Here is a 25,680-nt window from a genome sequence, read left to right as displayed (position 1 = left end):
GCCGTGATCATAACGAGACGAGGCTTTTGCATCTCCTTTGCGGCGGCCGGCATCCTTTCCGGCATTCAGCCCGCCGTAGCCGAACAGTCGGTTACCGTGAGGGATATGGCGGGGCGCGAGGTGCGCCTCCCTGCCCTGCCGAAAAGGATCGTTCTGCTGGAGGCGCATGACCTGCTGACGATGTCGCTCCTGCATCGCGATCCTGCGTCGCTGGTCGTGGGCTGGGCCGCCGTCGATCGGCTCGACAGCGGTGAATTGCAGACGATCCTGCTGAACGGCCATTCCGTCAGCACGGTCGGAACGCTGAGCCCGGACACGCTTTCCCTGGAAGGACTGATCGCCCTGTCTCCCGACCTGATCGTGACCACGGCCTTCATGACGCCGCAGGGGGATGAGAATTCCCTGCTGCAGAGGCTGCAGGAGATCGGCATTCCCGTGGTGTTCAGCGACGCCGCCTCAAACGCGGTCGATGAGGCGCGGGCAAGCGGCCCTGTTGATGCGATGAAAGCATCTATGCGCATGTGGGGAACACTTCTGGGCGCTTCAGACAAAGCCGAGGCCTACATCGCCTTTGTCGAACGGGAACTGGCGGGCATTGCAACGCGCATTTCAGGTGCGAAGCCCGTCACGACCTATCTGGAGGTCCAGTCGACGCTCGACGACTGCTGCTGGGCGGCGGGCAGAAAGAACTGGGGCGAATTGCTGGCGCTGGCCGGTGGTCAGCCGCTTCCGGGCGTGGTCGCGCCGTGGTTTGAGAAGCTGGCGCTCGAATATCTTCTCGCCACACCGCATGAGGTCTACATCGCCTCCGGCGGCGGCTGGGCCTCGGGTGGCCGTCCGTCCATCGGCCCTGGAATCGACGCCGAACAGGGTCGACAAGGATTGCAGCATCTGATCGAGGGCCGCCGGAGTTTCGAACATCTGCCGAGCGTTCGTTCAAAGCGTGTTTACGGGATATGGACCGGGTTGATTACCAACTTGCCCCTCAACGTGCTGTTTATCGCCCAGGCAGCCAGATGGCTGCATCCGGATCGATGTGCCGATATCGATCCAACCGCCATTCTCGACACCATCAATCGCGACTTCGCAGCATTTCCCATAAAGGGACCGCTGTGGGCGGCGATCTGAGACACGGAGCCACGCCCGATGCCATCGACCAGCAACAACCGATACCGCGCACATGCCTCGGTCCAGTTTGAAAAGATTAACGACTATATCGAACCGATTGTTGAATCGATTGCAACGCACGACATGACCGTTAAGAAGGCAGGTGGCATTCATCATATCCACTCGCCATTCGGCAACGCCACATTCGAGGCGACCGGAAACGGTTTCCGGTTGACGGCGGAAGCTTCCGATCCCGGCGGTCTGAACCGGCTGAAACATGCTCTGGTCGGGCCGATCGGTTTCATCGCCGCCCGTGAAAATCTCGATATTCAATGGGAAGGCGACCATGCGGATCCCGCCTTACCTGACGATCTGCGCATTTTGCAGGTGCAGACCATTGAGGACCTGTCGCCCCGCTTTCGCAGGATCGCCTTCAAGGGCGAGAACCTCGAACGTTACGACCGTAAAGACCAGCTCCACTGTCGTCTCATTTTCCAGCCGCGCGACATCGCCGCGCCACGCTGGCCGCTACTTGACCATCGCGGGCATGTCGTCTGGCCGGACAATACTGCGGTTCCCACGCGTGTCTACACGATCCGCTTCATCGACATGGCAAGGCAGACAATCACGATCGACTTTGCGCTTCATGCTCATCCCGGGCCGGCGACCCAGTGGGCGATGAATGCGCGGACAGGCGATGTCGTCGGCATTCTGGGGCCGGCGGCCAACGGCCCCAGGCCGGCAGACTTTTATGTTCTCGCCGGAGACGAGACTGCATTGCCGGGCATTGCCAGAATTCTCGAGTATCTGCCGCCGACGGCAACCGGCCATGCCTTCATTGAAGTCGACACCTCCGCCGATAAACTGCCGCTTTCCTCTTCCAGCCGCGTTTCGATCCAATGGTTGTATCGCGACGGTAAGGGTGCAGGCACAACGACGCTGCTTCAGGACGCAATTCGCTCCATTCAATGGCCAACATGCCGAGAGAGCGTTTTCTTCTGGGGTGGATGCGAACACAAGGCCTTCAGTGCCATTCATCGTCACCTGAGGAATGTCGTGGGGCTATCGCGTGATCGCTTCGTGCTCTATTCGCACTGGCACCGTTCCCTTAGCGAAGAAGACATCATTGCCAAGGGCGGCGATGCCTATCTGCCTCAGCAAAGAGAATGATTTAACCTCTTGATAAGATCGGAGCCATCAACCCTGTCATTTAAGCAGCACAGATTTTTACTGACGTTGATAAGCGGAAGATTAACTTTTACTCCAGGATCGCGGGGATTGAGCCAAGACAGACCGACAGGTTTGTTTGTTCAAGACTGATAAATTCGCCACGGATGGCAGACCTATTCACCGCTGCAACAAATGGCTGATGCAGCGGTGTTTTATTCAGTTCGGACGCAAGTCTTCAGATTTTATCATAAATGCCCGATGACCTCACGGTGATCGTCAAGGACGCAGCGTGGTCTTACTCGACCGTGGTTGACAAGCTGTATGAGATCAAGCTTTGACATGCCCTCGATACCCATGCGCCGCAAATTCCGCCCGGCCTCGAAATAGTTAACGTTGTTGATCACCGAGGCGAGCTCTACAATTGCGTGTATCATCGGAACCTTGACGCCAACCATAGAAGCTAGTTCACACCACGGCACTAGGACGAAGGGAACATCTTCAGCAATAAAGCGGTCACGCATGTTCGCAGGCGCCGCCTTGGTAGCGTTATGAACTTTCGTGTGGAACGCGAAGTCCGAAAGGCGTTCATAGTTCCCGCCGTAAAAGCCCGTCAACTCGCTGAGGACAGTCGGCAACTCGAAACCAAAGGCCTTGCAGATCTTTAGGCGTTCCTTGTCAGCCGCCTCCACCACATTCCCGACCGAGGGTGAAATACCCTCGCGATAAAAGTAGAAATCCCCCTTGGTGCTTTCGATCCACCCGGTATGCAGAACCGAAGGAATCGCGTGCAAAACTCCGTTTGTACAAAATAACCCGATCTCGAGAATGTTTTTATACCAGTGTAGCGGTACTCCCAAAATATCGGCGGCCACCTTCTGATCCTGCGTGCTGATGTTTGAAGGATATGCAGCAATGGGCAGGTTGGCTTTGATGCCGGTTACTTTTATCTCACCGTCGCTCATGCGAGAGGCGTAGGTCGATCCGTTGGCTTCAAGAATTAATCTGGCATTCAACCGGCCGAAGGCCGCCAGCGTGAAGAAGTTTCCACTCATAACAGCGATGGTATGGTTACTGAGGTCAAATCGCTCAAGTTCAGAGACGATAGTCTCGTGTCCGTAAGAGGGAACGCCGATGATCAGGAACCTCGAGAAGTTAACGGCGTCGGCAATATCCGTCGTGGTCAAAGGGTGAAAAGTACCCTCGATTTTCATACTCGCCGTTAAACCACCTCTTTGCCGGATGGCATCGATATTACGGCGGTGATCGGGATGGCTGTAAAGCAACACATCCATCCCCCTCTGACAAAGATCCGCAGCAAAGGCACAACCGCAATTTCCTGCGCCGATTATAGAAACAGAATACGTATCAGACATTCGTTTACCTCCACAAATCGTTGTTTGATTGCAGGTTCAGGGAATTAACCGCTAATCTCAGCTGGAAAGTTGAGCGCACTCGGCATTCGCCGCTGACGATTGGATCGCCTCTGCGAGGCGTTCCATATGCGCTTCACTGGGAACGGTGATGCGCAGCCAGTTTTCTGTCTCGGGATAGCCGAACCTTCGAACGAGAACATTGAAGTGTTCGAAATGCTTCTGAAGGGAAGTACCGGTGATCTTGGGGTGACTTGTGAAGATAAAATTTCCGTGCGGCTCAACAACGTCGAAGCCGTAGCGAGAAAGCAGGTTTAGCAATTGCATACGGACGTGCAGCATCCGAGCTGCGGACGCTTCAAACTCATTCGCATCGGTCAGCGCCTGGATAGCCATGGCCTGGGCGACGCCGTTCACATTGTACACATCTTTAATCTGGTTAAGGCTGGAAACCAGCTCAGGACTACCGATGCAGTAGCCAATCCGCAGACCTGCAAGACCATAATATTTGGAGAAACTACGAACGATGGCCATATTCGACATGTCATCCGGGATCTGTAATCTTCTGTCTTCGAAGTCACCGTAGCAATTGTCCCAGATGACGAAGTTCGCAGATGCGCCAGCGATATTCTCGTAGACAGACGCGGGAACTGTCGCTCCAGTGATCGCGTTAGGCGAGTCTATGACCGAAAGCCCCACAAGTAGGCTCGTGTCTTTCTCGTTCAGGATACTCCTGTACCGCCTGACGCCATAGTTAAAGCGTGCTGCCAAAATGTCGTAAACCTTATAGCCGACATCGGGGAGATTTACCCGTTCAAACCTGAGCCGTAGCAAGGCGAGTATGTCTGCCAGGACTCCGTCCGACCCGTTGCCAACGTAAATATTAGACGAGTCGACACCATAAAGCTTCGCGAGCTCTTCTCTGATTGTAGCGGAAAATGGGTCAGGATAGCAGTCGAACCTGATGTTTGCGCTTGCACGAAGCGCGCGTTCTGCCCACGTAGGGGAGATAAAATGATTTTCGTTTTTGTGTAAGGCGATCCACCCGCTGCCTTCCACAACTCGTCCTGCGTCGTAAGATACAGACATCAAACACCCTTCCATGTTGGATTGTAAGGCGCTTGGATAGTCTACCAATAGGAGAGCCAATCAATACATGATCGGCGGCAATGACATTCCAATTGGTTATGTTTATTCCGCGCGGTGATCATGCCGAGGCACGCTGATGGCCTGTGTCATCAAAATCGTTGGTGAAGTAGGCGCGCGCTGACGTAAAATTCGGTGAACGTAGTAGCTCCGACAGCTCCGAAGCTATCACCGAGCGATATGGATCTAGGAAGCACCAAAGGTGGCGTTGCGTAATCGCGGAAGGGCTATCGTCAATGTCAGGCCCCTCAATATCAGAAAAATGTGCAGTGCCAGCCAAAGGCCGTAATTTGCGAAAAAGTGCCCAAGTATGAAAAGTGCTGCAATGTAAATAGTAAACGACAGCAACATCATATTCCGGAGCGTTGCGGACCACGTAGCCCCCAAGTAGATTCCATCCATCTGGAAGGCAAGAACCCCCGTCAGACCAGTGAGAGCCGCCAAAGGAAGATATTTGATAGCTTCCGACCTCACCTCTTCTGAAGTCGTTATTACTCCGATCAGAGAGCCACCCCAAATGAGAGCGACTGCGCAAAATATTAGGGCAAGAACAGCTCCCCAAAGTGTCGTGAGTTTGATTGCTTTGTCGAAAGCCGGCCGGTAGCGCGCACCGACGGCCCGACCTGACAGCTGCTCCACAGCCGCCGCAAAGCCATCCAGAAAAAAGCCGGCAATGACCAAGAAATGCATCAGGATTGCATTTGCCGCGATCTCAACAGTTCCAAGATGCGCGCCTTGCCTTGTGAATAGCGCGAAAGCTCCCATCAGCACAAACGTTCTAATAAGGATATCTCTATTAAAAACCATCAACCTTTTGACCGCCGTACGCTCTGCCAGTTCTTTCAAAGAGAAACTAGCGAAGCGCTGAAATCCACTAAGGACGATCCCGGTACCGAGAGCGGCGGCGAGGGTTTCGGAAGCTACCGCTGCCCACGCCACACCACCAACCCCCAGGTCCAGGTACAGTCCCCACCACACCGAGAGGGTAATGTTCAGCACATTTATAAGAACCTGAAGACCAAGCGCGATCCGTGCTTCTCCCTTCCCGAGCAGGTAACCGAGGATCACGTAATTCAACAACGACAGAGGCGCGGCTAACAGGCGGATTTTGATGTAGGTGCTCATCGCGGCACTAACAGCTTCAGATGCGCCGATAAACCACATCCCTACGAGGGAAATGAGCGGAGAAGCGATCGCTAGGATTAAACCGCATAAAATCGCCAGGGCAGAAGCCCGCCAGAATATCGTCTGCTCCTCAGCTGGATTCCCTGCGCCGTAGGCCTGAGCTATAAGTCCTGTCGTTCCCGCACGCAGAAAGTTAAAGCTCGTGAACACGAGATCAAAAATGACCGCGCCAGCCGCCAGTCCGCCTAACAACGCAACATCTCCCATTTGCCCGACGACTGCGGTGTCGACCAAACCTAAGAGGGGCGTGGTGAGGTAGGCGACCGTCATCGGTGCCGCGATGGAAAGGACAACTCTGTTGGTAACCTCGAACGGGCGCCGATCAGAACCGTCAACGGTCTCAATGGACATCATACGTCGCACTCCTTCAAATGCCAGCCAAGTCGCTTGTGCCAGGCATCCAGGCCACACACTCTTCCGGAGTCAGTTTGGGACCTTCGATGACTTTCATTTCAGGACTGCTATGGCTACAACATGATAGCTACTAATAACTCGCCATAGGTCGGCTGAAATCAATACAAGATTGGCCTTTCTGACATTCCAAAAGGTTATAGAAGAGGTGGGAAATTGCGGATCCGCCAAATCGAGTTGTTCCGGCTGATCGTTCGTCATGGGACATTAACCGCCGCAGCGGATGCCTTATCTATAACACAGCCGGCCGCAAGCAAGCTTCTTTCTCAGCTTGAAAGTCGCGTTGGCCTGGAATTGTTTGAGCGAACACGGCGACGTCTAATCTTGACGAGGGAAGGTGAGGTGTACGCCGCGGAGGTTGAACGCGCCTGGGAAGGAATACAGCGTCTTCACCGCACCGCTGTCGATATAAGGCAGCTGAAATTTGGACGCCTGAATATCGCTGCTATGCCGAGCGTCGCCGGTTCTTTCCTGCCATCGATCGTCACCTCTTTTTCTCAGAAGAAGAAGGGCGTTTCCATCTCTGTACACGCCAGAACTTCCGAGCGCATCCACGAGTGGGCGATAGCGGGGCAGATCGATATCGGCTTTACCCACAATCGAGCCACGCATCCTCAGGTTTCCAGTGAACTTTTGACGCGAGTGCAAGAGGTCTGTGTAATGCCGTCGAGCCATAGACTGGCCGATCGCCAGAATATCAGCCCAAAAGATCTCGACGGCGAACAGTTTGTGCGGATCGGAGATATCGGCGATGTCACTGAAGCGGACCAGGTGTTCCTCGACGCTGGGGTTTCGCGCAAATTGAATCTGGAGACGCCGATGTCACTCGTTGCATGCGACTTGGTCGCCAACGGCGCTGGTGTTTCTCTGGTCGATGAACTCACGGCGGGAAGCTACGGGAGACCGGGTTTAGTCTATCGCCCATTCGTGCCGACAGTCTTTTCAGAAATTTGGTATGTTAGGCCCAAGATGCTCAGAGCATCTGGCATTGCGGAAGAGTTTCTCGCTGCTGTCCGGTCGTCCATTTCGAAACTCGATAAGTCAGCTTCCAAGGCGGCGGACGCGCATCAAACACCCCGTTAAACTCCGATGGCGCACCAGCAAATTGCTATAGCTCTTGAACAGATTCGAACTGTCGGCCCGCCATAGCTTTCGATGAATGCCGGCAGATAAATGAGGCAGTTCAAGTATCTAATCAATTTAAACGCCTGGAATGGGGCCGCGAGCGGGACTGTCCGCTGAGGTGGCGCAAGGCCGTAACGCGACATTCGCGCGCCTCGGGTAGAGTTATCTGCGTTCGACCCTTAGCGGACCCTGAAGTTTAAGTTTGATTGGAAGCACCATAACTCGGTGTCCAGGAAAGCCGCAGCAGGCCGCAAAGTTTAGATAAAATTTACGCTAAATGCTAACGGTTTGAACCGATCCGCCCATGCTACGTTTCAGGTAAAGTCGAACCGGGAGCCCGCCTGTGATTATCTGGAATCTGGAAAAGTTCGAAGAGGAACGTCTCGACCTCATTGAGGTCATCGACAATCTCAAAAGGTGGGAACGTTTCTCGATAGATGATCGGCACATCATCTCATTGCAGATCACCGCCCATATGATGAGGCTGAGCGAATTGGATGAGAACTTGGCACGCCTGCGCGATGAAGAAAGGCGCGTTACGGCGTGTCTTGCCGCCAGCTAAGCCTTGTCATGAATGAGGCAGCAAGCATCGGGGACGAGTCGCGCGCAGGCAAGAAGGTATCCTGCGCGCACATAGGCATCACCCTTTTTCAGGGTTTGCTTCAAGGAGTTGCTTGACCTCTTCCAATAGCCCGCTGACCCCCGGCATTGCGATGCGATAATAGACAACAAGTCCGTGGCGTCTTGTTTCCACGACACCCGCCTCGCGCATTTTTGCAAGATGCTGCGAAAGCGCCGATTGCGACAGATCGATCTGGTGCGCCAACTGCGTCACGCTCCGCTCGCCTTTGAACAATGTTAGCACGGCCTCCTGTCTTTTTGCGTTTCACAGGACGCTGAGCACCTGACTGCAACGCTGGAAATAGAGGGAGCTATCATGTTCAGACAATCGACGCATCTTCGTTCTCCCTGTAAGGGGGTGGCTTCAAGCTTGAAGTGCGACTTGCGAATGATACCAATGGGTTATCAGTCACAAGGAAGATGCAATGGAACGCTCCTACTCCCACATCGATCTCGATGAACGTCGGAAAATCGCCTGCTGGCGAACGGCCGGCTGAGTGTTGGTGCGATCGCAGAGCAGCTCGGCTGGCATCGCTCGACGATCTTTCGCGAGATCAAACGCAACACTTTTGTCGACAAGGTGGTGCTCGATCTAACCGGCTATTACTGCGTGACTACGCACGACATGTCGTGTGATCAACATGCGAAACTCTGCAAGCTGGCGCGGTTCTCTCACGTTCGACAGTCGGTGATCGAACGCATCATGCATGGCTGGGCGTATCCGAAGCGGAAATCGCCAAAGCGCTCGAACGAATGTCCCACGATCGTTGCTCTCCTATCTAAAACCAGTTGAAATGGATGCACGACACCGGATTTTCCGAGGTGGACTGCAGCTCCAAAGAATTGCGTTTCGCGGTCCTGGCCTGAGCCGCAAAACTTCCTTCAAATCCTGGTAGGGTCGGTTGTTCTGAAGAGACAGGCAGCACCAAGCACCGGTCGCTTAAAAGACGGCTAGCGACTATTTGATCAGCGGATCATTTACCGGAGGCGCCCACAGATCCTGAATGACCGCATCGATCAGGCGGGTCTGTGGGATCGAGGACGGAGGTGCCGCTCTCCAGAAAGCACACAAAGAAGAGCAACCGAAATATTCAGTTGAACTCTCGTAGCAATTTCAATCCTGAGGCACTTGCAGTCACCGCCGCCATTATTCTCGGTCACATCCTGACAACGATCAGCAGTCCGCCGCTTCAACGGCAGAAATAACCCCGTGATTTTAGCGATCTCGTTGGCCGCTTAATTCTTTCTCATTCGACCAATAAATGGTCAAATCCCACAAGTTTCGCCGACCCAAAAGCGCGATATCCGTCTGAAAATTGAATTGGCACGCCGTTTGCTTGTGACTGATTTGACCGTTTTGACTGATTTGACGGTTTATTCAAAATAGAAAAGGGGAACTCGATGGGTTCAGAATTCAGTCGTCGTCGCTTCCTGCAAGGATCCGCGGGCGCAGCCGCCGTCGCTGGCTATATGCAGATCAATCCTGACTTCTTCATCTCGCCGGCCTTCGCGCAGGCCGGCAAGACCATGACCTTCCTGTCGGCTGAAAACATCACCGGCAACTGGGACCCGACCGCTCATACGACACTTTCTCAGAAGAATATCGAAGGTTTCGTCATGGGCTTTCTTACCCGCACGCCGATGAAACTCGATGATCCCGGCGCGGTCGTCTACGAACTGGCCACCGACATCAAGCTGCTTGACCCCCACCGGCTACAGATCAAGCTGCGAGAAGGCATCGTCTTCCATGACGGCAAGCCGTTCAAGGCAGAAGACGTCAAGGCAACCTTCGAATACGGCTCCAGGGCAGATCGTCCGGCGCAGTGGTATCCCGGCCCGACCGAGACTCTGACGATCGAAACACCTGACGATTACACCGTCATCGTCGACACATCCAAGGGCGGCTATCCGGCCCATCTCTTCATCTTTCTTGCATCCTTCCTGCCGATCATGTCGGCCAAGGACGTCGCCGGCGGCCCCGGCGGCCCGCTCTCCCAGCGGCTCAACGGCACCGGTCCATTTAAATTCGTCGAACAGCGCGGCAACGACACCGTGATGCAGGCCTATGACGGCTACTTCAAGGGCAAGCCGGTCATCCCCGGCATCAACTTCACTTTCACAGGCGACTCCACCACCCGTATGTTGTCGCTGATGAACGGCCAGGCTTCGATCGTTGAACGTCTTGAGCCTGAACAGGTTGACACGATCAAGGACAATCCCGCGATTTTCATCAACAAGGTCGTTTCGGTCGAGAACAAGTATCTGTGGTTCCGCTGCTCGAAACCGCCTTTCGACGATCCGCGTATCCGTCTTGCCGCATGCCATTCGATCGATCGCGACATGATTATGGAACTGATGGGCTCGGCCGGCCATGCCTCGTCGAACTTCGTCTCGCCGGTCAAATTTGGCTATGTCGATCTGGCGAACTACCCGAAATTCGACCCGGAAAAGGCTCAAGCCTTGCTCGCCGAAGCCGGTTTCCCAAACGGCAAAGGCCTGCCGCCACTTGAATACATCACGTCCGTCGGCTTCTATCCGAAGACCAAGGAATATGGCGAGATGCTGACCGCCATGCTGCAGGAGCAGGGATTCAACGTCAGCCTGACCGTGCTTGAACCTGCGGCCTGGAACGAGCAACTGTACCATCGCCCCGGCGGCGGCCCGGGCCATATGGTCGATTGCGGCTGGTCGACAGCGTCTCCGGAACCGGATCTGGTGCTGCGCACCCATTTCCATTCCACCTCGCACCGCATCTGCGGCATCGAGGACAAGGAGATCGATGCCAGCCTCGACAAGGAACGTTCGGCACCGACTCTGGAAGAGCGCAAGAAGATCCTTCAGGAAGAGACCATGCCTCTCATCACCGCCAAGATGCCGGCACTCTCGCTGTTCACATCCGTGATGATCCACGCAATGCAGAAGGACTTTGAGGGCATGTACATCTATCCCGACGGGTCGATCGACGCCGCCAAACCTGCTGCCTGACCGTGATCAGCCACACGCCGCGATCAGGCGGCGTGTGGACATGCCCGTGACTTCTCGAGCGGAGTGACTGAATGTTTGCCGTGAACTTCCTGATGCGACGCCTCATGCAGGGCGCCATCATCATATTCCTTGTGTCCTTGCTGATCTTTACCCTCTTGCGGGTGGTGCCGGGTGACCCGGTACGCCTCATGGCGGGCGGCATGGCGCCCGAAGCACTGATCGAAAAGATCGCAACCGACATGGGCCTTCGCGATCCCATACTGGTGCAATTCGGTCGCTACATGGGCGGTGTGGTTCGTGGCGATCTTGGCCAGTCCTTCGTGCGCCCGGCAAACGGCGCCTCGACCGGTGGCGCGACATTCAACGACTCAACTCGCGGCGAACGAGCAAAGGTCTTCGACCTGATTTTCGATGCACTTCCAATGACGCTTCAACTGGCGGCCGTGACGCTGGTGATTGCACTGATCTTCTCGGCAATCATCGGCATTGCGGGCGGGCTTTCGATCGGCAGATGGCCAGACAAGCTTGCCTTCTACATTTCATCGATATTCATCTCGCTGCCAAATTTCTGGCTCGGCATCGTTCTGGCATTGCTTTTCTCGGTGAAGCTCGGATGGCTTCCTGCCATTGGCTATCAGGGCTTTGCCTACACAATCCTGCCGGCAATCGTGCTGGCGGTCGAATTGTCTCCGGTGCTGATCCGCACGCTGGTCAGTTCCGTATCCAGCCAGATGATGGAGCCCTATGTGGCAGTCGGACGCGTACGTGGCCTGAGCCGTTCGCGGATCATCTCCAACCATGCCCTGCGCAACGCCTCGGTGCCGCTTCTCAACCTGCTCGGTGTGCAATTCTCCAGCCTGCTCGGCGGGGTCATCATCGTCGAATATATCTTCGATTATCCCGGGCTCGGCCTTCTGACCATCAATGCCGTGCTGCAGCGCGACTTTCCGTTGATCCAGGGTATCGCGATCGTCACGAGCGCCATCTTTGTACTGATCAACATTGTCGTCGATCTCGTCGCAACAACCATCGATCCGAGGCTTGAATACTGATGTCCATCACATCCGCACTCGACACCCCGATCACTTCGAAAATGGCAAGCCGCTCGATTGCGCGCCGCATATTCGATCGCGCCGCATCGACGCCCGGTTTTCGCATTGGCCTTGCGATCTTCCTGCTGCTTGCGATTGCCGCCGCACTTTATCCGGAAATCAGTGGCGTCGACCCGACCAAGATGGATGTGAAGGCCCGCCTTCTGCCGCCACTTTTCTTCGGCGACAACTGGAGCTGGGGCCACCCGCTTGGCACCGATCAGATTGGCCGCGACATGCTGGTGAGGTCGCTTGTCGGCCTGCGTTACTCCTTCCTGATCGGGATTGCATCGGTTGCAGTGACACTCGTCATCGGCTGTGCCCTCGGCACGATCGCCGGTTACTTCGGCGGTCGTATCGACATGCTGATCATGCGTCTGACCGATGCGCAGCTGTCTATCCCGATGATCATTCTGGCGATCGCCGTTCTTGGCGTGTCGCGCCCGACAATTCCGGCCATCGTCCTGGTGCTTGGTCTCTCAAGCTGGCCGGTCTATGCGCGCATCATGCGCAGCATTGTGATGACGGAAAGGCAGCGGGAATATGTGCGCGCTGCCAAACTTGGGGGCTCGACCGATTTCCGCATTATCGTCAGCCTGCTTCTGCCGCTGCTCCTGCCGCCGGTGATCTTCACCTCGGTGCTTGATGTGGCGCGCATGATGATCTTTGAATCGACACTCGGCTTCCTCGGCCTGGGTGTCCAGCCGCCGACGCCGACCTTCGGCAATATCATTGCCGATGGCCGAAAGTATCTTCTAAACGCCTGGTGGATCGCAACCATGCCCGGCATTTTCCTAGGCCTCACTTTAACCAGCATCAATCTCATAGGCGCTTCGCTGGAACGGGCCCGCAACACCATTCACGGAGGGTCCGAGTGATGATCAAGCCGCTTCTTGAGCTGCAAAACCTCACCGTTAATGCCGGTCGCTCGGACAAGGCGAAGATTATTCTGGACAATATCTCCTTCAGCCTCGCGCCGCGAGAGATCGTCGGTGTGGTCGGGGCCAGCGGAGCCGGCAAGACGGTGCTGTCCAAGGCAGTCGTCAACTGGCTGGAACCGCCGCTTTCCGTGCGTTCCGGCAGCGTCCACTTCGAAGGCAAGGATATTTACGGCATCTCCGAGAACGAGATGCGTACCCTGCGCCGCCGGGTCGCCTATGTCGGCGCCAATCCGATGGGTGCACTCGATCCGACACTGCCGGTCGGCGTCCAGATCGTCGAGAAGCTGCGTGCGGTCGTTCCAGGAACCTCGCGGAAAGAGGCGGAAAAGCGCACGATCGAGCTTCTGGAGGCCGTCCGCATTCCCTCGGCCCGCAGCCGTTTCAGCGACTACCCTTCGCAGTTTTCCGGCGGCATGATGCAGCGCGCACTGATCGTTGATGCGTTGGTAACGAACCCGGCGCTGCTGATTGCAGATAACGTCACCCAGCCGCTCGACGTTACCGTCGCAGCCCAGGTCATCCGTCTGATGAAGGAACTGACAGATGGTTTCAATACCGCTGTGCTGTTCGTCTCCTCCTCCCTTCCCGTTGCCCGCGAAGCCTGCAACCGGATTTTGGTGATGGAGAAAGGTCGCATCGTCGAGGAACAGGAAACCGAAAGGCTGATCGCCGCCCCTGCATATGCCTATACGAAGGAGCTTGTCGAACAGACGCCGAAGATCTGGATCGAAAAGACCGAGATGCCGCGTCTCAACGACAAACGCGACGTTGTCTTGAGCCTGCGCGATGCCTCACAGGTCTACAGGGTAAAGAAGAAGACCGGCTTCGGTGGCTTCAACCATGTGCGTGCGGTTCGCAACGTCACATTCGATGTCCGGCGCGGCGACAGTTTCGCGATCGTCGGTGAATCCGGTTGTGGCAAGTCGACGCTGATGCGGCTTCTGAGCAGGCTGGAACTGCCGAGCTCCGGCCAGGTTCTGTGCGGTGCCGACGATATCGCCATGCTCGGTGGCAAAGACCTTCTGACCTTCCGCAAGAAGCTGCAAATGGTACTGCAGGATCCGTTCGGCTCCCTGCCGCCACGCACATCGGTCGGGAAGATGCTGGAGGGCCCGCTTCGCACGCACGGATGGAAGGACAGTGCCAAAATTCGTGAGCGGGTGCTCAAGGTCATGGGCGAAGTCGGCCTCTCCGCCGATCTCTACGAGGAATTGCCGATCGGCCTGAGTGCCGGCCAGCGCCAGCGCATCAACGTTGCCCGTGCGCTGGTTCTGGAGCCTGAAATCCTGATCATGGACGAAACGCTTTCTGCCCTGGACCAGACAGAACAGTTCAAGCTTCTCGATCTTTTCCAGAAGCTGCAGAAGGAATACGACCTCACTTACATCTTCATCTCCCACGACCTTGCGATGGTCCGCAAGGTCTGCAACCGGGTGGCGGTGATGTATCTCGGCGAGGTCTTCGAACTGGCTGATAACGAGCGGTTGTTCTTCGATCCCGGACATCCGTACACAATGGCGTTGCTCAGCGCGATGCCGACACTTGAAGAACGCCGCTACAAGGCGGAAGACTGCCTTCTGGAAGGTGAACCGCCAAGCCCGATCGATATTCCTCCAGGTTGCAGCTTCAAGTCGCGCTGTCCGCGTGCGATGGAGAGATGCGGCAGCCTGCAGCCTGCGCTTACCGCGCGTGGCAGCCAGGATTTCGCCGCCTGTCATCTCATCCAGCCATTGGCTCTCGATGACGCAACCCGTCAAATGGCTTTAGCCTGACCATGGTTGCGGCGCCACAGACGGGGCCGCGACGATCACTAGAATCCAGGGTGCATTCATGAGTTTCACCGAACATCGCCTCAAGCTTATCCTCGACATGCTGAAGCAAACCCAGCGCGTCAATGTGAGGGAGCTTGCCGATTATCTGCAGGTCAGCCAGGAGTCCATCCGGCGCGACCTTAAGGAACTTGAGATGCGCGGTTATGCCCGCCGCGTCTATGGCGGCGCGGTCCTTGACCAGCAGGAAAGCGATCAGCCGTTTACCGACCGACTGCGCGTCAGCTCACGCGAGAAAGCCAAGATCGGCGAGGCCGCAGCGTCGCTGGTCGAGGACGGCATGAAGGTGTTCATCGATACCGGCACTACAACGATTGCCTGCCTGAAACATATCGAGACGCGCAAGGACTTGACTGTTGTCAGCAATTCGCTGGCGGTCGCAGCCCACTTCTTCAATCTGCCGCAGGCAAGTGTGCGGGTTCTTGGCGGTCGCATGCGCCCGGATTATCAGGCGACCTACGGCCATGAGACCGTGGCCGCGCTGAAGGAGCATTTCTTCGATCTCGCGATTATCGCCATCAGCGCCATTCACGCCGAACGCGGGTTCATGGATTTCGGCGAGGACGAGGCGATCCTGCGCCGCGTCGCCAAGGCCCAGGCAAAACGTTCGATCATTGTTGCCGACAGTTCCAAGTTTGGTCGCCTCGGCTCCATCCACACATTCGGCCTCAGCGAAATCGACGCGGTGGTGACCAGCGGCGTCATCGCGCGGGAATTTGAAGATCAATTCAATCAATCCAAAGTGGAAATCATACATGCCTGATGTCTCCTCCTCCCCTGCCCCGATCAATGCCGCGCGGCTCCAGATGCTGATGGAGACCCTCTCCACTTTTGGCGGCGGCCCCGATGGCTCGATGACCCGCCTGACGCTTTCCAGGGAAGACGGAATGGCACGCGACTGGCTGGGGCACTGGTTTGCCGAAAACGGCTTCGAGCAGGCCGTAGACGCGATCGGCAACCAGTTCGGCAAGATGACCTTGGCGGGCGCAAATGCGCCCGTCATCATGGTCGGTTCCCATATCGACAGCCAGCCGAACGGCGGTCGTTTCGACGGAGCGCTTGGCGTCGTCGCCGCCTGCGAGGCGGTTTTATCCGTCAGCGAACGTCTCAAGGCGGAAGGCAGGTTGTCCGCCTGCAACTTCCAGATCGTCAACTGGACCAACGAGGAAGGCGCCCGTTTCCAGCCGAGCCTGCTCGGCAGCAGCGTGTTTACCGGCGCCATTGACCTGGAATGGGCGCTGGAACGGGCCGACGGTGACGGCATTACGGTGCGCCAGTCGCTGGACGAGATCGGTTATGCTGGCAAGGAAAAGGTGGAAATTCCCGACGCATTGATCGAGCTGCATATAGAAGGTGACACGACGCTCAGCCGCGCCGGGGAGCGGTTCGGTATCTTCACGCGGTTCTGGGGCGCGACAAAATATCGCCTCGCCTTCCATGGACGCCAGGCACATACCGGCGCAACCCCGATGGCAGATCGCAAGGATGCGCTGCTTGCTGCTGCCTATCTGATCGCCGATCTCAAGCAGATATCGACCGAACACGGGCTGGACCTGCATACGTCGGTTGGCCGCCTGGAAGTCTTCCCCAATTCACCCAATGTCGTGCCGGCCGAAGCCGTGCTGTTCATCGAGCTGCGCTCGGGATCGCCAGACGTCCTGACGGAGGCGGAACGCAAGATGAAGATCAGGATCGAGGAAGCGGCGATGAGAGCCGGCGTCACCTCGGAAGTCCGCTCTATCGACCGCCGCAAGGCAGGAAGGTTCGCGCCGGGCCTGGTGACGCTTGCGCAAAGTGCTGCGGCGCATCTCGGCCAGAGCGCCCGTCACCTCGATACGATCGGAGGCCATGATGCCGTTGCCGTCTCCGATGTCTGCCCGGCGGTGGTACTGGCGGTTCAGAGCCGTGACGGCGTTATCCACCACCCCACCGAGTATACCTCGCCTGAAGACCAGGCCCTTGGCACGCAGATAGTGGCGGACATGCTTTACAAGATCGCCTGCGAAGGTTTGAAAGTTGTCGAACTCAGCGAGGCTGCCGAATGAAGAGATCGGGCTCTCCTCAATCACCGATGGAAGCCCGCGCGGAGAAGGCGCTTTCAGTCTTTTCCGCAGTGATTGGCGACACCCCTTCCTATGCGCCGGGGACGGCAGCTGTCGCATCGCCGTCCTATCATGCCGTCGAATCCTGCGGTTTCGTGGTCGCGCCGACAGACGGGGAGGCACGTTATTTCCTGCGTCTCGGTGCCGATGAGGTAACCGATCTCGTGGATGCTGAGACCGCAAATGCTGCAGCACACCGTTTTCACAGCCTTGGTCTTTCGCCTGAGCCGATTGGTTACGATGCCGGAACGGCCAGCATGCTGTTTGCCCGACTTGGCGACGGCTGGCGAGCGGCAAGGATCGACGATCTGATGCAGCCGAAAACTGTTGCCCGCCTGATCGAGATGCAGACGACGATCGCAGGGAGTGTTTCCACCGGCCGAACATGGTCAGTCTTCGACGGCATCGATCAGCTCTGGGCGATCGTGAGTGCCGGTGACACCAGCCTGCCCGGCGATGTCGAATGGATGCTCTCCTGGATGACGCCGATCCGCGAGGCAGTTTCAGCGGCCGGCGTGGACCTGAAACCGGCCCATGGTGATCCGCAGGCTTCGAATGTCATGCTAGGCCCAGACGGGAAAATGCAGCTCGTGGACTTCGACATGGCTGCCGACATTGACCCCTACTATCAGCTCGGCGTCCAGATGAACGAACTCTACCAGTTCGAAAGCCAGATGAGGCCCTTGCTGGAAATGCACGATGGAGGTTTCAGCGAAAGAACCTTCAACCGCTGCCGTGTCTATGCGGCGGCAGACGACCTCTACTGGGCGTTGCGCAGCCTCGTACTGGAGCTTCGTTCGCCGCCGCGGGGTGTCGAATTCCTGAAATATGCCGGCTGGCGGTTCCTGCGTTGCCGAATGCTGCTCGGCCAGCCGGATTTCGAGGCCAGGCTGAGAGCGCTCTAGGCATACGATAACGACAACGGGCTAGAAACAATAACGGGAACAAGCCTATGAATGAACTGGGAATGGCACGATCCGATGCCGAACGGGCAGTTGAGGCTGCAATCATCCAGGTGCCACCTTGGGAAGGACGGCGGCTGCGCTACAGTCCGGTTTCCGGCGGAATCAGCAACACCAATTTCCGCATTGAGGTCGAAGGCGAAGAGCGCGGGTATTTTCTAAAGATTCCCGGCCGAGGCACCGAGATGTTCATCGATCGCAAGGCCGCCGCTGCCGCCAGCAAGCAGGCAGAAGTCATCGGAATCGGCCCGAAGACATTCGACTATCTCGATCACCTCGACATCGAAATCGCCGAGTTCATCGATGGTCGCCGCGCCTCGACACATAGGGATTTTGCAGACCCGGCGATCCGCAACGAAGCGGTACGCGTCTACCGGCAGTTTCACGATGCCCCTGCCCTGCCGCTGACAAAAACCGTCTTCGACATGATCGAGGAACATTTCGACCAAGTGCGTCAGCTTGACGGCCACTGGCCGCTCGACCACGACTGGCTCTTCCGCAATTACAGACAGGCGCGCGCCGCGCTTGAGGCATCCGGGCTCGATCTGGTGCCCTGTTTCAACGACCCGATGCCGGGCAATTTCCTGATCGGTGACGACAAGTCGATTAAGCTGATCGATTTCGAATATGCGTCGAACAATGAGAGGCTCTACGATCTCGCGATCTGGAGTGGCGAGATGTTCTATTCCGAGGCGACCGACTGCGAGATAATCGAGGAGTATTTCGGTCGTTACGACAAGGCGCATCACGCTCGCTTCATCGTCCACAAGGCACTCGCCGACATCAAGTGGAGCACCTGGGCGATGGTACAAAACCGGATATCGACCCTCGATTTCGACTTTTACAAGTACGGAATCTGGAAGCATATGCGCGCCCGCTCGATCATCCACGATCCCCGTTGGCCCCTGTTTTTGAAAGCCCTTTGATGCCCGTCACCGATATCAGCCCGCAAGAAGCTGCGACCTATATCACCTTCGCCGCGGAACTCGCCGACGCCGCGCGTCCGCTGGCGCTCTCCTATTTCCGGACCCCGCTCGACGTGATCTCAAAACTCGACGATAGCCCGGTGACAATCGCCGACCGGACGATCGAAAAACATCTCCGCGAGATGATCGAGGCGCGCTTTCCCGATCACGGCATCCATGGTGAGGAGTTCGGCGTAAAGGAAGGTAACGCCTTTACATGGGTGCTGGACCCGATCGACGGCACCAAGAGCTTCATCACCGGTTTCCCGCTGTTTGGTACGCTTGTCTCACTGACATTTCAGGAAAAGCCATTCTGTGGTCTGATCGATATTCCGGCCACCGGCGAACGCTGGCAGGGCCGGCCGGGAGAGACACTCTTTGCTGGCAAGCCGGCCCACGCCAGCGGCTGCGAGAACCTCTCCAGCGCCCGTTTTTATACGACTTCGCCGGACATGTTCGTGGACAGCGAAGCCGAGAGCTTCGAGCGTCTCTCCCGCAAAGCCAGGCTGCGGCGTTTCGGTGGAGACTGCTACATCTATGGTCTGATCGCTTCCGGCCATTGCGACATCGCTCTCGAGACGGGACTTCAACCTTACGACTACATGGCTCTCGTGCCCGTTGTGACGGGTGCCGGCGGATGCATTACGGACTGGCGAGGCAATGCGCTTTCGATCCATTCCGACGGACGGGTTCTGGCGTCGGCTACCCCGAGACTTCATGACGAAGCCCTGGCCCTCCTCAACCGGTGACGTGAACAAATGCCCTATACTACGACAATCGAGCAGACTGTCTTCCGCTTTGATGACCTGAAAATGCTGCTGGCGAAAGCAACCCCGGAGCGCTCCGGCGACCAGCTGGCCGGTATTGCGGCGCAAGGCCCGGTCGAGCGCTTGGCAGCCCAGATGGCGCTGGCCGATCTCCCCTTGAAAGCATTTCTCGGCGAGGAGCTCATTTCGTCGGAGGATGACGAGGTTTCCCGACTGATCGCGCAACGGCACGATCCGGCAGCCTTTTCCGCAGTTTCCTCGCTTACTGTCGGTGAATTGCGCGAATGGCTGCTCAGGCCCGAGACGACGCACGAGCGGCTGGAGGCGGTGACCTTCGGACTGACACCGGAAATGATCGCGGCCGTGTCGAAGATCCATGCGCCTGCAGGACATGATAGCTGTTTCTGCCAAGCGACGTGTCGTGACGCGATTCCGCAACACGATCGGGCTCGCCGGGCGGCTTTCCACCCGCAACCAGCCCAACCACCCGACGGATGACAGCCGCGGCATCATAGCGTCTGCCATCGACGGGCTGCTGATGGGGTCGGGAGATGCCGTGATTGGCGTCAATCCCGCGACCGATGCGACAGATGACTATATCCGCATTGTTTCCTTGCTCGACGAATTGCGGGAAAAGCTTGCGATCCCGACGCAGACATGTTGCCTTGGCCATGTAACGACGGCGATCCAGGCAATCGAACGGGGTGCGCCGGTCGATCTCGTCTTCCAGTCGGTGGCGGGATCGGAAAAAGCCAATCGCGGCTTCGGCGTCGATCTGGCGCTTCTGAAGGAGGCGCACGAGGCGGGGCGGTCGCTGGGTCGTGGCGGGCCGGGCGCAAACGTCATGTATTTCGAGACTGGGCAGGGCGCGGCGCTTTCGGCCGATGCGCATTTTGGCGTCGACCAGCAGACGATGGAGGCACGTGCCTATGCCGTGGCGCGCGAGTTCGATCCACTGCTCGTCAATACGGTCGTCGGTTTCATCGGGCCGGAATACTTGTTCAACGGCAAGCAGATCATCCGTGCCGGCATCGAGGATCATTTCTGCGGCAAGCTCCTTGGCCTGCCGATGGGCGTCGACGTCTGCTACACCAACCATGCCGATGCTGATCAGGAAGATATGGATACGCTGTTGACGCTCCTCTGCGCAGCCAGTGTCAATTTCGTCATCACCGTTCCCGGCGCCGACGATATCATGCTGAACTACCAGTCGCTATCGCATCACGATGCCGTCTATTGCCGCGAGACGCTGAAGCGGCCACCCGCACCAGAGTTCGAGAAATGGCTTTTCGAAATCGGCCTGACCGATCCAGATGGCGCGCTGGTCGGCGAGCCTGCCGCGCTTTCCCATTATGTCCGCAACAGCGCATTGATCGGAGCCTGACATGGAAAAGGTGCGAGAACCCACTGCTGCCGGAAAAAACCTCACTATCAAGGATATGACCGATGCGCGTGTTTCGCTCGGCCGTCATGGCGCGGGTCTTCCGACACGCGCTCAACTTGCCTTCCTTCTGGACCACGCGCGGGCACGCGAAGCGGTCTGGACGAGCGTCGACCGGCCCTCGCTGGCAGAGAGGCTCGATCGTCTCGGCCTTCCGGCTGTCAATGTCGATAGCATGGCAAGTGACCGCAGCACCTATGTGCGGCGGCCGGATCTTGGCCGGCGGCTTGCGGCGGAATCCGAAAAACGGCTGAAACATGAGAGAACGATCAATGGCTATGATGTCGCAATTATCGTCGCGGACGGCCTGTCGTCCCACGCGATCGATCTCAATGCCGTGCCGTTGATCGAGGCGCTTGTTTCGAAGCTCGCTATCCTGAACCTGACGGCTGCACCAATTGTGCTGGCGTGCCAGGCGCGCGTCGCGCTCGGCGATCCTGCCGGTGAGGCACTAGGTGCAAAACTGACGATCGTGCTTGTCGGCGAACGTCCGGGACTTTCAGCTGCCGACAGCCTCGGTGCTTATATCACTTACGGTCCCAAGTCGGGAAACCTGGATTCCAGCCGAAATTGTGTCTCCAATATCAGGGATGGTGGTCTGCCGGTCTGCGAAGCTGCCGAGATCATTGCGACGCTGACCAGGGATATGATGAGGACCCGCGTCAGTGGCGTGGCGCTCAAGGCTGCCATGGTGGAGTTTCTCGAAAGACATGACAATTCGCTTCCAGCTAAAGACCTACTGACAATTTGAAGTTTTTGGGGTGCGAAACCCTCGGAACGTGGCGCATCTGCTTTGGAAGGATTGCGGCCTGTCGTCGAAAGTCCAGTCGGCTGCGTCGTGTTGAGTGCGGAGAGGCTGATGAAGGGAAGTTAGACATCGCTCGCTGGAGCAAGGAGGGTGTGCGTATTCTCGATGCTCAGGCGAAAACGTGGAGGAATTTTGATCTCATGATTTTACATTTTCGAGTGTTTTCGGCTCTCCTCCATGTTGCCACCGGACAAGGAAACTGACATCATCATTTTGCAGGCTTCAACGGGCCGCTAATATTCCATGAGCAGGGTAGCTCTCGACCGGAAACGGGCGGGAGCTTTTTTATTTTTTGGTGGGCGATGATGCATTCAGAAAGCTGGCGGGTCGGTGTGCTGTTCTCCGAGACGGGTGTGACCGGAGCCGTCGAAAAAACCCAGAGGTTCGCGACCTTGCTGGCGATTGACGAAATCAATGCGGCTGGCGGCGTCCTCGGCCGGATGATCGAGCCTGTCGCCTATGACCCTAAATCGACGCCCAATTTCTATAAGGAACTTGCGGTCAAGCTTTGCGACGAGGATCGGGTCCGGGTCGTTTTCGGTTGCCATATGTCTAGCACCCGCAAAGCCGTACTGCCCGTCATCGAAGCTCGAGAGGCCCTGCTATTCTATCCGACACTGTATGAGGGGTTTGAATACTCTCGGCACTGTATCTACACCGGGGCCGCACCCAACCAAAACTCCGTGCAGCTGGTCGACTTCCTCACAAAGCATTATGGAAAGCGGGTTTTCCTTGTGGGTTCGAACTACGTCTACCCTTACGAATCCAACCGGACGATCAGCGATCTCTTTCTTCAGCTGGGCGGTCAGGTGCTGGACGAAATATATGTTCCTCTCAACCTAAAGCCCGAAGACGTCGCCAAAATCATCCGGCACATTCGAGCGGCGAAACCGGATGTCATCTATTCAACGATCGTCGGCGACGGTATCATTCCCTTCTACACGGCGTTCAAGGAGGCAGGGTTTGATGCGGCGACGATGCCCATCGCCAGTCAATCGACAAGCGAGGCCGACGTGATCCGCATGCGGCCGGAGGTGGCCGAAGGACATATCACGGCTGCGCCCTTTTTCGCCTCCCTGGATACGCCTCGCGCGCGTGCCTTCGTCTTGGCTTACCAACAGCGATACGGCCAGCAGATGCTGCCGACGGCGCCGGCCGAAGCGGCCTATTTCCAGGTCTATCTCTATGCGGGAGCTTTGCAGCGGGCCGGTGGCGATGGGCTGGAGCAGCTTCTTCCAGCCCTTTACGAGGTCGAGTACGACGCTCCGCAGGGCGCTGTGAAGATAGACCGGCTGACGAACCACACCCATCTGTGGCCAAGGGTTGCAAAAGTAAATGCGCAAGGCAGCTATAACATCGTCCATGACCCGTCGCTGCGCGTGGCGCCAGATCCGTTCATGCGAGAATATCGCCCGGACCTGACACAGCCGTTCCCACATCGTGTTCAGGTCTGAGAAGGAGCGACGATGTCTTTCGCCCTTCTCAGAGATTTGCGGGACCTCAAGGTTCTGGTGATTCATCCCCGGACATCCGAAGGAGAGTTTCTCGTCGATCACCTGCGCCGTATCGGTTGTACGGTCAGTTGCCTCTGGCCGGTCCCTGCCGAGTTGCCACACGGCACGGATGTCGTCTTTCTTGCCATGGAAGACGAGGCGCGACCGGAAATCGAACGCCTGCTGAAGTGCCTCCCCAATCCCGCTCCGACCATGCTCGCCATCGTCGGTTACGAAAACCCCTCGACGTTGCAGATCGTTCTGGAGAGCGGCGCTCTCGCCATTGTCGAGAGACCGATCAAACCTTTCGGCCTGCTGACCAATCTCGCCATCGCCCGCAGCCTCTGGCTCGAGCGGCAAAAGCTGGTCAAAGAGGCGCGCAAATACAAGCGCAAGGTATTGGGCGACCAGAAACTCGCCCGGGCAAAAGCCATTCTGATGGCCAATCGCGGCACCAGCGAGAATGAAGCCTATCGCGAAATGCGCGAGCAGGCTATGGCCCGGCGCGTGCCGATCGATGAGATCGCCAATTCGATTATCAGTGCCGAACAGCTCTTGCGCCCTCCCCAAAAACATGATTAGTTTTTCGTGTGTTCCAGATGAACACCTCCGGCACATCCCTTCCTTTTGCGAAGCCATGTGTCGCTGTTGCACGCGGCAAAAGCCGTGATGCGGTGATGGCAAGGGTGCCCGCAGGCTGTGACAAGCCTCGCGGGTTTTTTGTTATCTGCTGACAGTGACGTCAGCCCTCCAATATTTTCGGCATGAAAGCCTCGCCATAGAGCCGGGCAGTGCCGTCGCGTGCGCCAATCAAAAAAAGGGGAACCAAGATGGTGTTCAACAGACGTGAATTTCTGAAAACCGCAGCCACCGCTTCAGCCGCACTCGCCTTGCCGGCGCTGGGCGGCCGGGCCTTTGCAGCCGATGCTATAAAGGTCGGTGCGCTCTACTCCCAGACCGGCGGGCTTTCTGTCGCCGAGAAGCTTCTCGCCAACGGTGTCATGATGGCCGTGGCCGAAATCAACGCGGCGGGCGGCATTCTCGGCCGCCAGGTCGAAGTGGTGGTGGAAGATGGGGCTTCCGATCCGAAAACCTTCAGCGAGAAGGCTTCGAAACTGATCCTCAAGGACAAGATTTCCACCGTATTCGGTTGCCATACCTCTGCCAGCCGCAAGGCGGTTTTGCCGATCTTCGAACGGCGCGGCGCAATGCTGTTCTACCAGACGCATTATGAAGGCTTCGAATGCTCGCGCAACGTCGTCTATTCCGGCGCCGTTCCAAACCAGCAGCTCTCCAACTACATTCCCTGGATCGTCGAGAAACTGGGCAAGAAGAAGTTCTTCATCGTCGGCTCGAATTATGTCTATCCGCGCGAGATGGCCAAGGTTTCCAAGAAACTGATCGAAGCGGCGGGCGCCGAATGGGTGGCGGACGAATATCTGGAACTGGGCCACTCCGAATGGGCCGTGATGGTCAGCAAGATCAAGGAATCAGGTGCCGATGTCGTTCTTTCCAACGTCGTCGGAGACTCGATCATCGCCTTCTACCGCGAGTTCAAGAACCAGGGCCTGTCGCAGGAGGTCATCCCGATCTGCGCGACGGTCACGTCCGAGATCGAGATAGCGGCCATGGGTGCTGAATATGCGGCGGGCAGCTACACCTCATTCCCTTATTTCATGTCGATCGAAACGCCTGCAAACAAGAGCTTCATCGACCGCTTCAGGACATTCGTCAACGATCCGAAAGCCGTGACATATCATTCTCTCGAGGCGGCCTATTTTCAGGTATTCCTGTGGAAGCAGGCTGTCGAGAAATCCGGCGATCTGTCCGCCGATGCTATCCGGGCCGGCATTCGTGGCCAGACCTATGACGCGCCCGGCGGCAAGGTGACCACCGACCCCGACAACCTGCATTGCTGGCTGACGCCGCGTATCGGCCAATGGCAGCCGGATGGACAAAGCAAGGTCGTGAACGCCTACCCGTCACCGATCAAGCCGCTGCCCTATTCGGCCTATGGCGAGACGGAAAGCAATCTTTTCTGCACCAGCAACGGTCTCGACGCAGCAAAGCTCAAGGGCTGACCCCTCTTTCCGCGTCCTCCCGCCAGCCATGCCTGGCGGGATCATGTCTCGGCAAGGCGGATCTGCGTTTTTTCCTCTGC

Annotated in this window: 20 protein-coding genes and 3 pseudogenes; 19 read left to right on the top strand and 4 right to left on the bottom strand. The window is 57.1% G+C overall.

Annotation, left to right across the window (positions count from 1 at the left end; all coding sequences use genetic code 11):
* Positions 1 to 3: 3 nt before the first annotated feature.
* The gene (locus tag J5276_RS27825) at positions 4 to 1,128 is read left to right on the top strand and encodes an ABC transporter substrate-binding protein (RefSeq protein ID WP_209160012.1); all 1,125 of its coding nucleotides are present in this window, start codon (positions 4 to 6) and stop codon (positions 1,126 to 1,128) included.
* 18 nt (positions 1,129 to 1,146) lie between these two features.
* On the top strand, positions 1,147 to 2,277 hold the full coding sequence (locus J5276_RS27820) for a siderophore-interacting protein (protein WP_209160011.1): 1,131 nt from the start codon (positions 1,147 to 1,149) through the stop codon (positions 2,275 to 2,277).
* Between the two features lie 245 nt (positions 2,278 to 2,522).
* Here J5276_RS27820 and J5276_RS27815 read toward each other — a convergent pair whose 3' ends face one another.
* From J5276_RS27815 to J5276_RS27805, 3 genes are all read right to left on the bottom strand, one after another.
* Complete coding sequence (locus J5276_RS27815; protein ID WP_209160010.1) at positions 2,523 to 3,650, bottom strand: NAD/NADP octopine/nopaline dehydrogenase family protein; 1,128 nt, start codon at positions 3,648 to 3,650, stop codon at positions 2,523 to 2,525.
* Between the two features lie 57 nt (positions 3,651 to 3,707).
* Positions 3,708 to 4,736, bottom strand: a complete 1,029-nt coding sequence (locus J5276_RS27810) for a histidinol-phosphate transaminase (RefSeq protein WP_209160009.1) — start codon at positions 4,734 to 4,736, stop codon at positions 3,708 to 3,710.
* A 243-nt stretch (positions 4,737 to 4,979) separates the two neighbouring features.
* Positions 4,980 to 6,332: an MATE family efflux transporter gene (locus J5276_RS27805; RefSeq protein ID WP_229002294.1), complete on the bottom strand. Its 1,353-nt coding sequence runs from the start codon at positions 6,330 to 6,332 to the stop codon at positions 4,980 to 4,982.
* Positions 6,333 to 6,545: 213 nt separating this feature from the next.
* Between J5276_RS27805 and J5276_RS27800 the strand changes: the two genes are divergently transcribed.
* Both J5276_RS27800 and J5276_RS27795 read left to right on the top strand, forming a co-directional pair.
* Positions 6,546 to 7,472: a LysR family transcriptional regulator gene (locus J5276_RS27800; RefSeq protein WP_209160008.1), complete on the top strand. Its 927-nt coding sequence runs from the start codon at positions 6,546 to 6,548 to the stop codon at positions 7,470 to 7,472.
* Positions 7,473 to 7,860: 388 nt separating this feature from the next.
* Positions 7,861 to 8,076: a hypothetical protein gene (locus J5276_RS27795; RefSeq protein WP_209160050.1), complete on the top strand. Its 216-nt coding sequence runs from the start codon at positions 7,861 to 7,863 to the stop codon at positions 8,074 to 8,076.
* Positions 8,077 to 8,154: 78 nt separating this feature from the next.
* Here the strand turns inward: J5276_RS27795 and J5276_RS27790 are convergent.
* Positions 8,155 to 8,382 (bottom strand): annotated as a pseudogene (locus J5276_RS27790) (ArsR/SmtB family transcription factor); the annotation flags it as partial.
* A gap of 178 nt (positions 8,383 to 8,560) precedes the next feature.
* On the opposite strand from J5276_RS27790, the pseudogene J5276_RS27785 reads away from it, so the two are divergent.
* From J5276_RS27785 to J5276_RS27715, 15 genes and pseudogenes are all read left to right on the top strand, one after another.
* Positions 8,561 to 8,853: pseudogene (locus J5276_RS27785) on the top strand (helix-turn-helix domain-containing protein); the annotation flags it as partial.
* Positions 8,854 to 9,536: 683 nt separating this feature from the next.
* A complete protein-coding gene (locus tag J5276_RS27780) occupies positions 9,537 to 11,120 on the top strand; it encodes an ABC transporter substrate-binding protein (protein ID WP_219256740.1) in 1,584 nt (527 codons plus the stop codon).
* Positions 11,121 to 11,191: 71 nt separating this feature from the next.
* The gene (locus tag J5276_RS27775) at positions 11,192 to 12,172 is read left to right on the top strand and encodes an ABC transporter permease (protein ID WP_003516948.1); all 981 of its coding nucleotides are present in this window, start codon (positions 11,192 to 11,194) and stop codon (positions 12,170 to 12,172) included.
* Positions 12,172 to 13,089 carry an ABC transporter permease gene (locus J5276_RS27770; protein WP_219256739.1) on the top strand — a complete coding sequence of 306 codons (918 nt, stop codon included), beginning with the start codon at positions 12,172 to 12,174 and terminating at the stop codon, positions 13,087 to 13,089. The genes J5276_RS27775 and J5276_RS27770 overlap by 1 nt, the downstream gene beginning before the upstream one ends.
* On the top strand, positions 13,089 to 14,924 hold the full coding sequence (locus J5276_RS27765) for an ABC transporter ATP-binding protein (RefSeq protein ID WP_219256738.1): 1,836 nt from the start codon (positions 13,089 to 13,091) through the stop codon (positions 14,922 to 14,924). The genes J5276_RS27770 and J5276_RS27765 overlap by 1 nt, the downstream gene beginning before the upstream one ends.
* Before the next feature lie 58 nt (positions 14,925 to 14,982).
* The gene (locus J5276_RS27760) at positions 14,983 to 15,744 is read left to right on the top strand and encodes a DeoR/GlpR family DNA-binding transcription regulator (RefSeq protein WP_219256737.1); all 762 of its coding nucleotides are present in this window, start codon (positions 14,983 to 14,985) and stop codon (positions 15,742 to 15,744) included.
* Positions 15,737 to 17,026 carry a Zn-dependent hydrolase gene (locus J5276_RS27755; protein ID WP_219256736.1) on the top strand — a complete coding sequence of 430 codons (1,290 nt, stop codon included), beginning with the start codon at positions 15,737 to 15,739 and terminating at the stop codon, positions 17,024 to 17,026. The genes J5276_RS27760 and J5276_RS27755 overlap by 8 nt, the downstream gene beginning before the upstream one ends.
* Positions 17,023 to 17,988, top strand: coding sequence for a phosphotransferase (locus J5276_RS27750; protein ID WP_229002293.1), 966 nt, complete (start codon positions 17,023 to 17,025; stop codon positions 17,986 to 17,988). The genes J5276_RS27755 and J5276_RS27750 overlap by 4 nt, the downstream gene beginning before the upstream one ends.
* Before the next feature lie 47 nt (positions 17,989 to 18,035).
* On the top strand, positions 18,036 to 18,971 hold the full coding sequence (locus J5276_RS27745) for a choline/ethanolamine kinase family protein (RefSeq protein ID WP_219256735.1): 936 nt from the start codon (positions 18,036 to 18,038) through the stop codon (positions 18,969 to 18,971).
* Positions 18,971 to 19,759, top strand: coding sequence for a histidinol-phosphatase (gene hisN / locus J5276_RS27740; protein WP_209160002.1), 789 nt, complete (start codon positions 18,971 to 18,973; stop codon positions 19,757 to 19,759). Before J5276_RS27745 ends, hisN begins: the two co-directional genes overlap by 1 nt.
* Before the next feature lie 9 nt (positions 19,760 to 19,768).
* Positions 19,769 to 21,161: pseudogene (locus tag J5276_RS27735) on the top strand (ethanolamine ammonia-lyase subunit EutB).
* Between the two features lies 1 nt (position 21,162).
* Positions 21,163 to 21,969: an ethanolamine ammonia-lyase subunit EutC gene (eutC, locus tag J5276_RS27730; protein ID WP_219256734.1), complete on the top strand. Its 807-nt coding sequence runs from the start codon at positions 21,163 to 21,165 to the stop codon at positions 21,967 to 21,969.
* Positions 21,970 to 22,328: 359 nt separating this feature from the next.
* On the top strand, positions 22,329 to 23,480 hold the full coding sequence (locus tag J5276_RS27725; RefSeq protein WP_209159976.1) for a transporter substrate-binding domain-containing protein: 1,152 nt from the start codon (positions 22,329 to 22,331) through the stop codon (positions 23,478 to 23,480).
* A gap of 12 nt (positions 23,481 to 23,492) precedes the next feature.
* Positions 23,493 to 24,101 carry an ANTAR domain-containing response regulator gene (locus J5276_RS27720; protein ID WP_006313570.1) on the top strand — a complete coding sequence of 203 codons (609 nt, stop codon included), beginning with the start codon at positions 23,493 to 23,495 and terminating at the stop codon, positions 24,099 to 24,101.
* A 248-nt stretch (positions 24,102 to 24,349) separates the two neighbouring features.
* A complete protein-coding gene (locus J5276_RS27715) occupies positions 24,350 to 25,600 on the top strand; it encodes a transporter substrate-binding domain-containing protein (protein ID WP_209159975.1) in 1,251 nt (416 codons plus the stop codon).
* Positions 25,601 to 25,680 lie beyond the last annotated feature (80 nt).

The sequence above is a fragment of the Agrobacterium sp. S7/73 genome, assembly GCF_019355535.1.
Lineage (GTDB): Bacteria > Pseudomonadota > Alphaproteobacteria > Rhizobiales > Rhizobiaceae > Agrobacterium > Agrobacterium tumefaciens.
Note: the sequence above shows the minus strand (reverse complement) of the source record. Positions and strands in the feature narration are given on the sequence as shown.